Below are 15784 nucleotides of genomic sequence, written 5' to 3' on the forward strand. Positions count from 1 at the left end.
CGCCGCCGGGCATAGAGTATTAGCCGGTGTTACGCATACCCGCAGCAACGCCCGCAATCGTCACCATCAGCGCCTGTTCAACGCGCGGATCCGGCTCTTTACCTTCTTCTTCCGCCAGACGCGAACGGTGCAGCAGCTCTGCCTGCAGGACGTTCAGCGGGTCGGTGTAGATGTTACGCAGCTGAATAGACTCGGCAATCCACGGCAGGTCCGCCATCAGATGTGAGTCGTTGGCGATGTCGAGTACCACTTTGATGTCGCCTTCCAGCAGTTCGCGCAGCTCTTTACCCAGCGCCCACAGCTCTGGTTTCACCAGACGCTGGTCGTAGTATTCCGCCAGCCACAGGTCGGCTTTCGAGAAGACCATCTCCAGCATGCCCAGACGGGTAGAGAAGAACGGCCAGTCGCGGCACATGGTTTCCAGTTCGTTCTGTTTACCGTCTTCCACCACTTTTTGCAGCGCGGCACCGGCACCCAGCCAGGCGGGCAGCATCAAACGGTTCTGCGTCCAGGCGAAGATCCACGGGATCGCGCGCAGAGACTCTACGCCACCGGTCGGGCGACGCTTCGCAGGACGTGAGCCCAGCGGCAGTTTACCCAGCTCCTGCTCAGGCGTGGCCGAGCGGAAGTAAGGAACGAAATCTTTGTTTTCACGCACGTAGCCGCGGTACAGATCGCAGGAGATATCAGACAGCTCGTCCATGATATGGCACCAGGATGCTTTCGGCTCCGGCGGTGGCAGCAGGTTTGCTTCCAGGATAGCGCTGGTGTAGAGCGACAGGCTGCTGATGGTCACTTCCGGCAGACCGTACTTGAAGCGGATCATCTCGCCCTGCTCGGTGACGCGCAGGCCGCCTTTCAGGCTTCCCGGCGGCTGTGAAAGCAGCGCTGCGTGTGCAGGTGCACCGCCACGGCCAATCGAGCCACCGCGTCCGTGGAACAGGGTCAGCTCAATACCGGCTTTCTCGCAGGTTTTGATCAGTGCGTCCTGCGCCTGATACTGCGCCCAGGATGCCGCCATCACGCCCGCATCTTTCGCGGAGTCGGAATAGCCAATCATCACCATCTGTTTGCCCTGAATAAAGCCGCGGTACCAGTCGATATTCAGCAGCTGGGTCATGACGTCGTTGGCGTTGTTCAGGTCGTCGAGGGTCTCAAACAGCGGGGCGACCGGCAGGGCGTAGTCGATTCCCGCTTCTTTCAGCAGAAGGTGAACGCCCAGCACGTCGGACGGGGTCTTCGCCATGGAGATCACATAGGCGGCCACCGATCCTTTCGGTGCGTCCACGATCGCTTTACAGGTGTTGAGCACCTCGCGGGTTTCGTTGCTTGGCTCCCAGTTGCGCGGCAGCAGAGGGCGCTTCGAGTTCAGCTCGCGGATCAGGAAGGCCTGTTTGTCGGCTTCGGACCAGCTTTCATAGTCGCCGATGCCGAGATAGCGGGTCAGCTCGCCCAGCGCTTCGGTATGACGGGTACTTTCCTGACGTACGTCGATACGCACCAGCGGCACGCCGAAACACTTCACGCGGCGCAGGGTGTCGAGCAGTTCGCCGTTAGCGATGATGCCCATCCCGCAGGCCTGCAGTGATTTATAACAGGCATACAGCGGCTCCCAGAGCTGTTCGTTCTGGCTGAGCAGACCCTCTGGTTTTGGCAGGCGCTGACCTTTCAGACGCGCTTCCAGCCAGGCCTGAGTGGCCATCAGCTGACCACGCAGTTTCTTCATCAGGAAACGGTACGGCTCGCTGGCGCCTTCTTCTCCGGCCAGCGCGCGCAGTTCCGGCGTCGCTTCAACCATCGATAGCTCGGAGATCAGCACCTGAATGTCTTTCAGGAACAGGTCGGTCGCTTTCCAGCGGCTCAGCAGCAGGACGTGACGGGTGATTTCCGCGGTCACGTTCGGGTTACCGTCGCGGTCGCCGCCCATCCAGGAGGTGAAGCGCACCGGAACAAAGTCGACCGGCAGGCGGTAGCCGAGGTTCTCTTCCAGCTGTTCGTTCAGCTCGCGCAGGTAGTTAGGCACCCCTTCCCACAGGCTGTTTTCCACCACCGCAAAGCCCCATTTGGCTTCGTCGACCGGGCTTGGGCGATGCTTACGAATTTCATCGGTGTGCCAGGACTGGGCAATCAGCTGGCGCAGACGGCGCATCAGCTGGTTACGTTCGTAGTCGGCAATGTCTTTGTTATCCAACTGCTTCAGACAGTTGTTCACTTCCACCATTTTGTGGATCAGGGTGCGACGGGTAATTTCAGTGGGGTGTGCGGTCAGCACCAGCTCCAGCGAAAGCGACTCCACCGCTTTTTTGATGGTGGCTTCGTTGAGGTCTGGCTGGTCTTTCAGTTTACGCAGGGTGCGGGCAATGACTTCCGGGTTGCTTGCCGCTTCGCCGTTTGGCGAAATGCTGTGGTATTGCTCAGCGGTGTTAGCCAGGTTCAGGAACTGGCTGAATGCGCGTGCAACGGGCAGCAGCTCATCGTTAGAGAGGTTCTGCAAGGTGGTGAGCAGCTCCTGACGACTGGCCTCGTTACCGGCACGGGAAGATTTAGACAGCTTGCGGATGGTTTCAACGCGGTCGAGGATGTTCTCCCCCAACGCGTCTTTGATGGTATCTCCAAGCACTTTGCCGAGCATACTGACATTACTACGCAACGCGGAATATTGTTCGTTCATAAAAACCCAGTCACCCCATCATTTTTGTTTATGCCCAGGCGAAAATCATCTGGACATTATTTTGTCATCTCCCTTTATAAAGCCACGTAAAACCCCCGTCGTCAATTGCTGCGAAAACGGTTCAGCAAACGAATAAATGCGGGCAATTTACGAAATTTAATTCGCATTGCGTCAGATAAGAGATGCTTATGGGAATGTGACGGAGATCATGCGATTTGTTGCCCTCACCCTAACCCTCTCCCACTGGGAGAGGGGACTCTTCGGTGCGGTTTTAATGCCAGCAGAAGTGATGCACAACCTGGGTAATCAGTTCGCGGGTTGGCTTGATGAAGCGGGTTTCCAGATATTCATCCGGCTGGTGGGCCTGGTTGATGGAGCCGGGGCCCAGGACCAGCGTAGGGCAAAGCGTCTGAATAAACGGCGCTTCGGTGCAGTAGTTCACCACGTCGGTTTTCTCACCGAGCAGCTTTTCCACCACCTCAACCAGCTGATGATCCGGCGGGCATTCGTAACCCGGGATCGGCGGATGCAGTTCGGAGACCGTCAGGCGGCCCGGCCAGCGCTCGCTCACCGGAGCCAGCGCTTCATTCAGCAGGCCGTCGAGATCGCTCAGCGTCATGCCCGGCAGCGGGCGGATGTCCATATGCAGTTCGCAGCAGGCGCAGATACGGTTGGAGGCATCGCCGCCATGCAGGCTGCCGAGGTTCAGCGTCGGATACGGCACGGTGAACGCGTCGTAGTGGTAGCGCTCTTTCAGATCGTCGCGCAGGGTCATGATGCGGCCGATGGCGTCATGCATCAGCTCGATGGCGTTCACGCCGCGCGCCGGGTCGCTGGAGTGGCCGGACTGACCCAGCACGCGCACGGCCGTAGAGATATGGCCTTTGTGCGCGCGAATCGGCTGCAGAGACGTCGGCTCGCCGATGATCGCGCAATCCGGGCGAATCGACGTGTTTTCAGAGAAGTAGCGCGCGCCCGCCATGCTGGTTTCTTCGTCGGCGGTCGCCAGAATGTAGAGCGGTTTTTTCAGCTTCGTCACGTCCACGTCACGCAGCGCGTCGAGGATAAAGGCGAAGAAGCCTTTCATGTCGGCGGTGCCCAGGCCATAGAGCTTGTTGTCGTGCTCGGTCAGGGTGAACGGATCGCGCGTCCAGCGGCCATCGTCAAACGGCACGGTGTCGGTATGGCCGGCCAGCAGCAGGCCGCCCGCACCGGTTCCGGTGCTGGCGAGCAGGTTAAATTTGTGGCGTGTTCCGGGAACGGGCTGAACCTCAACGTTAAACCCAAGATCGCTAAACCAACCCGCCAGCAGATTGATTAAAGACTCATTGCTCTGATCCAGCGCTTCTTCCGTTGCGCTGATGGACGGAGTGGCAATCAGGGCGCGGTAGATCTCGATAAATGGCGGTAAGTTCATTTTCATTGTTGACACACCTTAGGTCGTGATAGTATCAATATTCATGCAATAAATGTGAATAAAAATACATTAACGTTGAGCATAAAGGAACCCGATGTTGAATACGCTGATTGTAGGCGCTAGCGGTTATGCGGGCGCAGAGCTTGTAAGCTACGTGAATCGCCATCCACATATGACCATAACCGCTTTGACCGTGTCAGCGCAAAGCAATGATGCAGGAAAGTTAATTTCCGATTTGCATCCGCAGCTTAAGGGTCTTGTCGATCTGCCGCTGCAGCCCATGTCTGACATCAGCGAGTTTACCGACGGCGTCGACGTGGTGTTTTTAGCCACCGCGCACGAGGTCAGCCACGACCTGGCGCCGCAGTTCCTGGCGGCTGGCTGCGTGGTCTTCGACCTTTCCGGCGCGTTCCGCGTGAACGACGGTGCGTTTTACGAAAAATATTACGGCTTCACCCATCAGCATCCGGAACTGCTGGAAAAAGCGGTGTACGGACTGGCGGAGTGGAGCACAGATAAACTGAAAGAAGCGGACCTGATTGCCGTTCCGGGCTGCTACCCGACGGCGGCGCAGCTTTCCCTGAAGCCGCTGATCGACGCAGGCCTGCTGGATCTGAGCCAGTGGCCGGTGATCAACGCCACCAGCGGCGTGAGCGGAGCAGGGCGCAAGGCCGCTATTTCCAACAGCTTCTGCGAAGTGAGCCTTCAGCCGTATGGCGTGTTTAATCACCGTCATCACCCTGAAATCACGACGCATCTGGGCGCGGACGTCATTTTCACGCCGCATCTGGGCAGCTTCCCGCGCGGGATCCTCGAAACCATTACCTGCCGCCTGAAGCCGGGCGTGACCAAAGAGCAGGTGAACGAGGCCTTCACGCAGGCGTATGCGGATAAACCGCTGGTGCGCCTGTACGATAAAAGCGTGCCGGCGCTGAAAAACGTGGTCGGCCTGCCGTTCTGCGACATCGGCTTTGCCGTGCAGGGCGAGCATCTGATTGTGGTCGCCGCGGAAGATAACTTACTCAAAGGCGCTGCCGCACAGGCAATGCAGTGTGCAAATATTCGTTTCGGTTTCCCGGAAACGCAGGCTCTTATTTAAGGTGTGATGATGAACCCATTAATTATCAAACTCGGTGGTGTACTGCTGGACAGCGAAGAAGCACTGGAGCGTCTGTTTACCGCGCTGGTGAACTATCGCGAATCACACCAGCGTCCGCTGGTGATTGTGCACGGCGGCGGCTGCGTGGTGGATGAGCTGATGAAAGGGCTCAACCTGCCGGTGAAAAAGAAGAACGGCCTGCGCGTCACGCCTGCTGACCAGATTGACATCATTACCGGTGCGCTGGCGGGTACGGCGAACAAAACGCTGCTGGCGTGGGCGAAGAAACACCACATCGCATCCGTTGGCCTCTGTCTGGGCGATGGCGACAGCGTAAAAGTGACCCAGCTCGACGAAGAGCTCGGCCACGTTGGACTGGCGCAGCCGGGTTCGCCTAAGCTGATTAACACGCTGCTGGAAGGGGGGTTCCTGCCGGTGGTGAGCTCTATCGGCGTGACCGAAGAGGGCGAGCTGATGAACGTCAACGCTGACCAGGCGGCGACGGCACTGGCGGCAACGCTGGGTGCGGATCTGATCCTGCTTTCCGACGTGAGCGGCATTCTGGACGGCAAAGGCCAGCGCATTGCGGAAATGACGGCTGAGAAAGCCGAGCAGCTGATTGCCCAGGGCATTATTACCGACGGCATGATCGTCAAAGTGAACGCCGCGCTGGATGCCGCACGCACGCTGGGCCGTCCGGTGGATATCGCCTCCTGGCGTCACGCGGAACAACTGCCGGCGCTGTTTAACGGCACGCCGATTGGCACGCGTATTCTGGCGTAATCGATTTAATGCCCGGCGGCGCTCTGCTTGCCGGGCCTACAAGACCGTAGGCCGGGTAAGCGAAGCGCCACCCGGCAGAACTAACGAATAAAGGAAGCATGTTATGGCACTTTGGGGTGGGCGTTTTACACAGGCAGCGGATCAGCGGTTCAAACAGTTCAACGACTCTTTGCGCTTCGACTACCGCCTGGCCGAACAGGATATTGTCGGCTCTGTGGCCTGGTCCAGGGCGCTGGTAACGGTAGGCGTACTGACCGCCGACGAACAATTACGGCTGGAAGAGGCGCTGAACAATCTGCTGGAAGAGGTGCGTCTTAACCCGCAGCAGATCCTCGAAAGCGATGCTGAAGATATTCACAGCTGGGTGGAAGGCAAACTTATCGACAAAGTCGGCCAGCTGGGTAAAAAGCTGCATACCGGCCGCAGTCGTAACGACCAGGTCGCCACCGATCTGAAGCTGTGGTGCAAAGATACCGTTGGCGAACTGCTGGCGGCTAACCGCCAGCTGCAGAGTGCGCTGGTGGAGACCGCGCAGAACAACCAGGACGCGGTGATGCCGGGTTATACCCACCTGCAGCGCGCCCAACCGGTGACCTTCGCGCACTGGTGTCTGGCCTACGTCGAGATGCTGGCACGTGACGAAAGCCGTCTGCAGGATACCCTGAAGCGTCTGGACGTCAGCCCGCTGGGCAGCGGCGCGCTGGCCGGTACGGCGTATGAAATCGACCGTGAGCAGCTGGCAGGCTGGCTGGGCTTTGCTTCCGCCACCCGTAACAGCCTGGACAGCGTGTCCGACCGCGACCACGTGCTGGAGCTGCTCTCCAATGCGTCTATCGGAATGGTGCATCTGTCGCGCTTTGCCGAAGACCTGATCTTCTTTAACTCTGGCGAAGCGGGCTTCGTCGAGCTCTCCGACCGCGTGACCTCAGGCTCCTCCCTGATGCCGCAGAAGAAAAACCCGGACGCGCTGGAGCTGATCCGCGGCAAATGTGGCCGCGTGCAGGGCGCGCTGACCGGCATGATGATGACCCTGAAAGGGCTGCCGCTGGCGTATAACAAAGACATGCAGGAAGACAAAGAAGGGCTGTTCGACGCGCTCGACACCTGGCTGGACTGTCTGCATATGGGCGCCCTGGTGCTGGACGGCATTCAGGTGAAACGTCCGCGCTGCCAGGAAGCGGCGCAGCAGGGCTATGCGAACTCTACCGAACTGGCGGATTATCTGGTGGCGAAAGGCGTACCTTTCCGTGAAGCGCACCACATTGTGGGTGAAGCGGTGGTGGAAGCCATTCGTCAGGGTAAACCACTGGAAGATCTGGCGCTGGCAGACCTGCAGAAGTTCAGCGCGGTTATCGGGGATGATGTGTATCCGATCCTTGCGCTGCAGTCTTGTCTGGATAAACGTGCCGCGAAAGGCGGCGTGTCGCCGAAGCAGGTGGCGCAGGCGATAGCGGATGCGAAAAACCGGTTGGTTTGATTTGGTTTGAACAGTGCGGGCTGGTGCCCTCACCCCGGCCCTCTCCCACGGGGAGAGGGAGCAAACACTAAAAATGGCAACTTCGGTTGCCATTTTGCTTTTATCCCCGGGCTCTTTTACGCAAAAAAAAGCGGACCACGGGGTCCGCAAAAGTTCACGTTGGCTTTAGTTGTTCGAGTTTTGAGAGAAACTCGCTGACGGTGCGGGGACGTCAAGGGTCAAACACGTGCCGCCTCGTCTATGTGGTGTATTATTCAACAGAATGCTTGATAGGGATAATCGTTCGTTGCTATGCTATCTATCGCCATGAACTATCGTGGCGACGGAGGATGAATAATGAATATTCGTGATCTTGAATACCTGGTAGCGTTAGCCGAGCATCGTCACTTTCGCCGCGCGGCAGATTCCTGCCACGTCAGCCAGCCCACGCTGAGCGGTCAGATCCGCAAGCTGGAAGACGAGCTGGGCGTGATGCTGCTGGAGCGCACCAGTCGTAAGGTTCTGTTCACACAGGCAGGTCTGCTGCTGGTGGATCAGGCGCGCACCGTGCTGCGCGAGGTCAAAGTGCTCAAGGAAATGGCAAGCCAGCAGGGGGAGGCGATGTCCGGCCCGCTGCATATCGGCCTGATCCCAACCGTTGGCCCGTACCTGTTGCCGCACATCATTCCGATGCTGCACCAGACGTTCCCGAAACTCGAAATGTACCTGCATGAAGCGCAAACCCATCAGCTGCTGGCGCAGTTAGACAGCGGCAAGCTCGACTGCGCCATTCTGGCGCTGGTGAAAGAGAGTGAAGCCTTTATTGAAGTGCCGCTGTTCGATGAGCCGATGATGCTGGCGATCTATGAAGATCACCCGTGGGCGAACCGCGATCGCGTACCGATGGCCGATCTGGCCGGTGAAAAGCTGCTGATGCTGGAAGATGGCCACTGCCTGCGCGATCAGGCGATGGGCTTCTGCTTCGAAGCGGGTGCGGATGAGGATACCCATTTCCGCGCAACCAGCCTGGAAACGCTGCGTAATATGGTCGCGGCGGGAAGCGGGATTACGCTGCTGCCTGCGCTGGCCGTGCCGCGCGAGCGTAAACGTGATGGCGTGGTTTATCTGCCGTGCATTAAGCCGGAGCCGCGTCGCACTATCGGCCTGGTGTATCGTCCGGGTTCACCGCTGCGCAGCCGCTATGAGCAGCTGGCAGAGGCCATCCGTGGTTCGATGGATGGCCATTTTGACAGCGCGTTAAAACAGGCGGTTTAAGCCGTTCAGCGCGGCTACCCGATAGGCTTCCGCCATGGTCGGGTAGTTAAAGGTGGTGTTAACGAAGTACTCAATGGTGTTACCACCGCCTTTCTGCTCCATTATCGCCTGGCCGATATGAATGATTTCCGCCGCGCGTTCACCAAAGCAGTGAATGCCGAGGATCTCTTTCGTTTCGCGATGGAACAGGATCTTCAGCGTTCCCACGCTCATCCCCACGATTTGCGCCCGCGCCAGATGTTTAAACTGGGCACGTCCCACCTCGTAAGGCACCTTCATTGACGTCAGCTGCTGCTCGGTTTTCCCGACTGAACTGATTTCCGGGATGGTATAGATCCCCGTCGGAATATCTTCGATCAGGTGCGCCGTCGCTTCGCCTTTTACCAGCGCCTGTGCGGCGATGCGTCCCTGGTCGTAAGCGGCTGAGGCCAGGCTTGGGTAGCCAATCACGTCGCCGACCGCGTAAACGTGCGGCAGGGCGGTCTGATACATGCTGTTGACCTTCAGCTGACCGCGGCTGTCGGTTTCAAGCCCGATATTTTCCAGCTGCAGTGAATCGGTGTTGCCGGTACGACCGTTGGCGTACAGCAGACAGTCTGCTTTCAGCTTCTTACCGGACTTCAGGTGCATGATCACCCCGTCGTCGCAGCCTTCGATCTTCTCGTACTCTTCGTTGTGGCGAATCACCACGCCGCTGTTCCAGAAGTGGTAGGAGAGAGAGTCCGACATCTCCTGATCCAGGAACGCCAGCAGGCGGTCACGAGTGTTGATCAGGTCAACTTTGACGTCCATTCCGCGGAAGATCGACGCATATTCGCAACCAATGACCCCTGCGCCATAGATAATGACGTGGCGAGGCTCATGGTGCAGGCTCAGAATCGAGTCGCTGTCGTAAACACGCGGGTGCGAGAAGTCCACGTCGGCCGGATGGTAAGGGCGTGAGCCGCAGGCGATCACAAATTTTTCAGCCGTGATGGTTTCAACCGAACCGTCGTGGCATTCGAGTGCCAGGGTGTGTTCATCCACAAAATGCGCGTTGCCCTGCAAAATTTCACAGTGGTTACGCTCATAAAATCCCTGACGCATGCGTGTCTGCTGGTTAATAACGGTATCCGCGTGATTCAGTATGTCAGCAAAGGATGAACGAAGAAGTCGGGAGTGGTCGCTGTAAAGAGGGTTCTGGTTAAATTCGATAATGCGGCTAACGGCGTGGCGGAGGGCTTTCGAAGGGATGGTGCCCCAGTGGGTGCAACCGCCGCCGACATTATGGTAGCGCTCGATGACCGCTACTCTGGCTCCCTGTTTCACCAGACCCATAGCAGCACCTTCGCCGCCGGGGCCGGAACCAATAACTATTGCGTCGTAATCGTAGGAATGTGGCATGGTAAGGCTTACCTGTTCTTATACATAAAAGCAACAGAATCATAACATCATTGCCAGAGTAACCCAATTATCGTTGTGCTTTTTTCGGGCAGTGGAGCACAAACCGCACGTAAACAATCATTCACAAAGCCAGGCAAACAGATTAATTTTATTCTCTGGTATAGTGCCATCAGGCCTTTGGAAGGATTCAACTATCGTGATGGGCGTAAGAGCACAACAAAAAGAGAAAACCCGGCGTTCGCTGGTGGAAGCCGCATTCAGTCAACTGAGTGCTGAGCGGAGTTTTGCCAGTTTGAGCCTGCGCGAAGTCGCACGCGAGGCCGGGATTGCGCCAACGTCCTTCTATCGTCATTTCCGTGATGTGGATGAACTGGGCCTGACTATGGTCGACGAGAGCGGTCTGATGCTGCGCCAGCTGATGCGCCAGGCGCGTCAGCGTATCGCCAAAGGGGGCAGCGTGATCCGCACCTCCGTATCGACCTTTATGGAATTTATCGGCAATAACCCCAACGCGTTTCGTCTGCTTCTGCGCGAGCGTTCGGGCACATCGGCGGCGTTTCGTGCCGCCGTCGCGCGTGAAATTCAGCACTTCATCGCGGAACTTGCCGACTATCTTGAACTCGAAAACCATATGCCGCGTGCGTTTACTGAAGCACAGGCCGAGGCGATGGTGACGATTGTTTTCAGCGCGGGTGCCGAAGCGCTGGATGTCAGCATTGAACAACGCAAACAGCTCGAAGAGCGGCTGGTATTGCAGCTCAGGATGATCTCCAAAGGCGCGTACTACTGGTATCGCCGTGAACAAGAGAAACTGGCACATCAAACCGAAGAGTGAAGGTGAGTAATGAAACAGTCAGGTCAGGATAAAGGGACGCTGTTGCTGGCATTGATCGCTGGCTTATCCATTAATGGTACGTTTGCCGCTATTTTTAGCTCAATTGTTCCATTTTCGATTTTCCCGCTTATTGCGCTGGTGCTGACGGTTTACTGCCTGCATCAACGTTACCTGAACCGCACCATGCCGGTGGGGTTACCGGGGCTGGCCGCTGCCTGCTTTATTCTGGGCGTATTGCTGTATAGCACGGTGGTTCGCGCGGAGTATCCGGATATCGGCTCTAACTTCTTCCCTGCGGTACTGTCTGTGGCGCTGGTGTTCTGGATTGGCTCGCGCATGCGTAGCCGTAAGAGCCAGTTACCGGAGTAAAGGGTTTCGTCATTGTAGGCCGGATAAGCGAAGCGCCATCCGGCTTTTTTGGCAGGTGGCGCTTCGCTTACCTGCCCTACAACCCCCACATTACTTCGCCGTGAGCAGTACGCCGCACTCCATATGGTGCGTATACGGGAACTGATCGAACAGCGCCAGACGTTCAACCTTGTGCGTCTGGCCTAATGTTTCGAGGTTCTTGCACAGCGTCTCCGGGTTACAGGAGATGTATAAAATACGCGGGTACGCCTGAACCATCTTCTCGGTTTCGCTGTCCAGGCCACTGCGCGGCGGGTCGACAAAAATCGTCTCACACTGGTAGCTTTTCAAATCGATCCCTTCCAGGCGGTTAAACTGGCGTACGCCGTTCATGGCCTGCGTGAACTCTTCCGCGGCCATACGAATGATCTGCACGTTATCGATATGGTTAGCAGCGATGTTGTACTGCGCGGCAGCCACCGACGGCTTGGCGATTTCCGTTGCCAGAACGCGATCGAAATTACGCGCCAGCGCCAGCGAGAAGTTGCCGTTACCGCAGTAGAGCTCAAGCAGATCGCCCGTTGACCCTTCCGTCGCCTTCAGCGCCCACTCCAGCATCTGCACGTTCATCGCAGCGTTTGGCTGGGTGAAGCTGTTCTCGACCTGACGATACACCATCTCTTTACCTGCCACCGGCAGGCGCTCGTCGATGTAGTCCTGATCCAGCATGATTTTGGTTTTTGTCGCGCGGCCAATCAGGTGAACGTTGATGTTCTGCGCGCGCAGCGCATCGCGCAGCGCTTCTGCCTGCTCGCGCCACTCGTCATTGAGCGCTTTGTGGTACAGCAGGGAGACAATCGCCTGATTGCTTTGCGTGGTCAGGTAGTCAATCTGGAACAGCTTGTTACGCAGTACCGGATTGTTGCGCACGCCGTCCATTATCAGCGTCATCAACTGGTTAATGAGCTCGCTCGCCGCCGGAAAGCTGTCCACGCGAATACGGGATTTCGTCTGCTGATCGAAAATGATGTGGTACAGGTCGTCACCGTCGTGCCAGATGCGGAACTCGGCGCGCATGCGGTAATGGCTGACGGGAGAGCGGAACACCTCGGGAACGGGCGCGTTGAAAGGCGTCATCATACTTTGCAGGCGGACGACTTTCTCTGCCAGCTGCGCGTCGTACTGTTCTGTCGGGAGGTGTTCTGGGGTCATGATGCGTCCTGAATGATAAAGAATTACGCGGGGATTGTAGGCATTGTTCAGGGGATGTCCAGATTTAATGGGCAATAGCTGTCTGGACATCCATACGTGTCTAATTGTAGCATTCTGTTTCCGGTCTCCTGAGAGTGAAAAGGGAATCCAGTGTAAATCTGGAGCTGACGCGCAGCGGTAAAGTCTGGCGGGATGAGAGTTGTAGACACTGTGAAAATGGGAAGTCTTCATCCTTATATAGCCACCTAGCCCGAAGACCTGCCGGGATCACGTCGCATTTGGTTTCATCATCGCGTGCTATCGATGAGGCCTGCGGCATCCTTCTTATATTGTGGATGCTTTAACAATGATTAAAAAAGTATCGCTGTTGACGGCGTTGTCCGTCACGGCATTTTCGGGCTGGGCGCAGGATAGCGCCGACTCGTTGGTGGTGACGGCAAATCGTTTTGAACAACCTGAAAAAACTATTCTGGCTGCAACCTCCGTTGTTACGCGTGCCGATATTGACCGTTGGCAATCAACCTCAGTCCTTGATGTTATGCGTCGCCTGCCCGGCGTGGATACGGCGCAAAATGGCGGGATGGGGCAACTCTCTTCTCTCTTTATACGTGGCACCAACTCCAGCCATGTCCTGATCCTTGTTGATGGGATCCGCCTTAACCAGGCGGGCGTTACGGGGTCGTCCGATCTCAGCCAGTTCCCGATCTCCCTGGTGCAGCGTATCGAATATGTTCGTGGACCGCGTTCGGCGGTATACGGCTCGGACGCGATTGGCGGAGTCGTAAACATTATTACCACTCGCGCGAAGGACGGTACCACGCTGAATGCAGGTGTAGGGTCGCATGGTTACCAGAATTATGGCGGCAGTACTCAGCAAACATTGGGCGACAGCACGCGCGTCACGCTTGCGGGTGATTACACCTATACCAAAGGGTTTGATGTGGTTGCGGACGGCAACAATGGTGGCCTTGCCCAGACCGATCGCGACGGCTTTATGAATAAAACGCTCTATGGTGCACTGGATCACGCATTCTCGGAGCAGTGGAGCGGATTTGTTCGCGGCTTTGGCTATAGCAACCGTACTGCCTACGACGGTTACTACAGTTCATTTACCCCTGACGTACTGGTCGATACCCGCCAGCTCTATAGTCAGACCTGGGATGCAGGATTGCGCTTCAACGATGACATCTTCCATTCACAGCTGCTCACCAGCTATAGTCACAGCAAGGACTATAACTACGACCCAAATTTGGGCCGCTACGATTCGACAGCCACACTGGATGAAATCAAGCAGTACAACGTCCAGTGGCTGAACTCCGTTGATGTTGGCCATGGAAACATTGGCGCGGGCGTTGACTGGCAGAAGCAGAGCACCGAGCCGGGTACAAACTACGTGACCAACGGCTACGACCTGCGTAACACCGGCGTTTACCTGACCGGGTTGCAGCAGTTTGGTGACTTCACTCTGGAAGGAGCGGTTCGCAGCGATGACAACTCTCAGTTCGGTCGCCATGGCACCTGGCAAAGTAGTGCGGCCTGGGAGTTCGTGGAGGGTTACCGCTTCGTTGCTTCTTATGGTACGGCCTATAAAGCACCGAATCTGGGTCAACTCTATGGTTTCTATGGCAATGACCATCTTGATCCCGAAGAGAGCAAGCAGTGGGAAGGTGCGTTTGAAGGCCTGACGGCCGGCGTGAGCTGGCGCGTCTCCGGCTACCGTAATGACGTCGATAATCTCATCGACTTCGATAATAACCTTCAGCAATATTACAACGTCGGTAAAGCGCGCATTAAAGGTGTGGAAGCGACAGCATCGTTTGATACGGGTCCGTTGACGCATACTGTAGGCTACGACTATGTGGATGCCCGCAATGCCGCAACCAACGAACTTCTGGACCGTCGTGCTAAGCAGCAGGTGAAATATCAGCTCGACACGCAGATCTATGATTTCGACTGGAGCCTGACTTATCACTATCTCGGTACGCGTTACGACACTGACTTTGGTGCTTATCCGTCTGAGAAAGTAAAAATGGGCGGTGTCAGCCTGTGGGATGTCGCAGTTTCGTATCCTGTCACCTCACATCTCACAGTTCGTGGTAAAATAGCCAACCTGTTCGATAAAGATTACGAGACAGTTTATGGCTACCAAACTGCAGGACGGGAATACACCTTGTCTGGCAGCTACACCTTCTAATCCGCGTCCCACCGTGCTGGTGTTTGATTCCGGCGTCGGTGGGCTTTCGGTCTATGATGAGATTCGGCATCTCCTGCCGGATCTCCATTACATCTACGCCTTCGATAACGTCGCTTTCCCGTATGGGGAAAAGAGCGAAGATTTTATTGTTGAGCGTGTGGTTGAAATCGTCACCGCGGTACAAAAGCGCTATCCCCTTGCGCTGGCCGTCATCGCCTGTAATACGGCGAGCACCGTTTCTCTTCCCGCCCTGCGTGAAAAATTCCAGTTCCCGGTTGTGGGCGTCGTTCCTGCAATAAAGCCAGCCGCGCGCCTGACGGCGAACGGCATTGTGGGTCTGCTGGCAACGCGAGGCACGGTAAAGCGTCCTTATACCCGCGAACTGATCGACCGTTTTGCCAACGAATGCCAGATTGCGATGCTGGGTTCGGCTGAGCTGGTGGAGATGGCTGAAGCGAAGCTGCATGGAAAGGCGGTATCACTCGACGAGCTGCGTCGTATTCTTCGTCCGTGGCTGCGCATGCCTGAACCCCCGGATACTGTTGTGCTGGGCTGCACCCACTTCCCGCTATTACAGGAAGAGCTATTAGAGGTATTGCCGGAGGGGACTCGCCTGGTGGATTCCGGTGCGGCTATCGCCCGTCGTACGGCCTGGTTGCTGGAGCATGAAGCGCCGGATGCGAAATCTACCGATGCGAATATCGCGTTTTGTATGGCCATTACGAAAGAGACTGAGCAACTTTTACCCGTTTTACGCCGTTATGGCTTTGAAACGCTCGAAAAACTGGCGCTGTAGCACGGTTTTGAGCAAAAAAGAGACGGTTGAAAGTTTTTTTTAAAAGAGGGGTTGTCAACGTCAGAGAACTCCCTATAATGCGCCTCCACTGACACGGAACAACGGCTTACAGGCCGCCGGGTTAGCGGGGTTCAGAGATGAACGCCGGCAGAGAAAAGCAAAAATAATCGCTTGACTCTGAATGAGGAAAACGTAATATACGGGACCTCGCAACGGTGAGCGAAAGCCGCGTTGCACTGCTCTTTAACAATTTATCAGACAATCTGTGTGGGCACTCAAAGTGACATGGATTCTTAATGTCTTCGGACAATAAAT

Annotated in this window: 12 protein-coding genes and 1 riboswitch; of the genes, 8 read left to right on the forward strand and 4 right to left on the reverse strand. The window is 56.5% G+C overall.

Features of this window, described 5'->3' with window-relative positions; translation table 11 throughout:
* Positions 1 to 19: 19 nt before the first annotated feature.
* A complete protein-coding gene (gene ppc / locus UR289_RS19870) occupies positions 20 to 2671 on the reverse strand; it encodes a phosphoenolpyruvate carboxylase (RefSeq protein ID WP_023309665.1) in 2652 nt (883 codons plus the stop codon).
* Between the two features lie 271 nt (positions 2672 to 2942).
* A complete protein-coding gene (argE, locus tag UR289_RS19875; protein WP_023309677.1) occupies positions 2943 to 4094 on the reverse strand; it encodes an acetylornithine deacetylase in 1152 nt (383 codons plus the stop codon).
* Between the two features lie 88 nt (positions 4095 to 4182).
* Between argE and argC the strand changes: the two genes are divergently transcribed.
* The 4 genes from argC (at position 4183) to oxyR (ending at position 8701) form a co-directional block, all read left to right on the forward strand.
* Positions 4183 to 5187, forward strand: coding sequence for an N-acetyl-gamma-glutamyl-phosphate reductase (gene argC / locus UR289_RS19880; protein ID WP_320711394.1), 1005 nt, complete (start codon positions 4183 to 4185; stop codon positions 5185 to 5187).
* A gap of 6 nt (positions 5188 to 5193) precedes the next feature.
* Complete coding sequence (argB, locus tag UR289_RS19885) at positions 5194 to 5970, forward strand: acetylglutamate kinase (RefSeq protein WP_120785294.1); 777 nt, start codon at positions 5194 to 5196, stop codon at positions 5968 to 5970.
* Positions 5971 to 6073: 103 nt separating this feature from the next.
* Complete coding sequence (gene argH, locus UR289_RS19890; RefSeq protein ID WP_069303419.1) at positions 6074 to 7447, forward strand: argininosuccinate lyase; 1374 nt, start codon at positions 6074 to 6076, stop codon at positions 7445 to 7447.
* 336 nt (positions 7448 to 7783) lie between these two features.
* The gene (gene oxyR / locus UR289_RS19895; protein ID WP_023309664.1) at positions 7784 to 8701 is read left to right on the forward strand and encodes a DNA-binding transcriptional regulator OxyR; all 918 of its coding nucleotides are present in this window, start codon (positions 7784 to 7786) and stop codon (positions 8699 to 8701) included.
* Here the strand turns inward: oxyR and sthA are convergent.
* Entirely contained in the window at positions 8684 to 10084 is a 1401-nt protein-coding gene (gene sthA / locus UR289_RS19900; protein ID WP_008501785.1) for a Si-specific NAD(P)(+) transhydrogenase, read from the reverse strand. The two genes, oxyR and sthA, sit on opposite strands and share 18 nt — an antisense overlap.
* Positions 10085 to 10280: 196 nt before the next feature.
* On the opposite strand from sthA, the gene fabR reads away from it, so the two are divergent.
* Positions 10281 to 10919 carry an HTH-type transcriptional repressor FabR gene (fabR, locus tag UR289_RS19905; RefSeq protein ID WP_008501784.1) on the forward strand — a complete coding sequence of 213 codons (639 nt, stop codon included), beginning with the start codon at positions 10281 to 10283 and terminating at the stop codon, positions 10917 to 10919.
* Positions 10920 to 10928: 9 nt separating this feature from the next.
* Positions 10929 to 11288 carry a YijD family membrane protein gene (locus UR289_RS19910; RefSeq protein WP_008501783.1) on the forward strand — a complete coding sequence of 120 codons (360 nt, stop codon included), beginning with the start codon at positions 10929 to 10931 and terminating at the stop codon, positions 11286 to 11288.
* A 90-nt stretch (positions 11289 to 11378) separates the two neighbouring features.
* Here UR289_RS19910 and trmA read toward each other — a convergent pair whose 3' ends face one another.
* Positions 11379 to 12479 (reverse strand): tRNA (uridine(54)-C5)-methyltransferase TrmA, encoded by a 1101-nt coding sequence (trmA, locus tag UR289_RS19915; RefSeq protein WP_023333837.1) that lies wholly within the window; start codon positions 12477 to 12479, stop codon positions 11379 to 11381.
* 104 nt (positions 12480 to 12583) lie between these two features.
* Positions 12584 to 12760: riboswitch (cobalamin riboswitch) on the forward strand.
* A gap of 65 nt (positions 12761 to 12825) precedes the next feature.
* Here trmA and btuB point away from each other — a divergent pair.
* Both btuB and murI read left to right on the forward strand, forming a co-directional pair.
* Positions 12826 to 14673 carry a TonB-dependent vitamin B12 receptor BtuB gene (btuB, locus tag UR289_RS19920; RefSeq protein WP_039264233.1) on the forward strand — a complete coding sequence of 616 codons (1848 nt, stop codon included), beginning with the start codon at positions 12826 to 12828 and terminating at the stop codon, positions 14671 to 14673.
* On the forward strand, positions 14618 to 15469 hold the full coding sequence (gene murI, locus UR289_RS19925; RefSeq protein ID WP_023309660.1) for a glutamate racemase: 852 nt from the start codon (positions 14618 to 14620) through the stop codon (positions 15467 to 15469). The genes btuB and murI overlap by 56 nt, the downstream gene beginning before the upstream one ends.
* Positions 15470 to 15784: the final 315 nt, after the last annotated feature.

Origin of the sequence: Enterobacter sp. 302C9 (assembly GCF_034106085.1) — a bacterium.
Taxonomy (GTDB): domain Bacteria; phylum Pseudomonadota; class Gammaproteobacteria; order Enterobacterales; family Enterobacteriaceae; genus Enterobacter; species Enterobacter asburiae_B.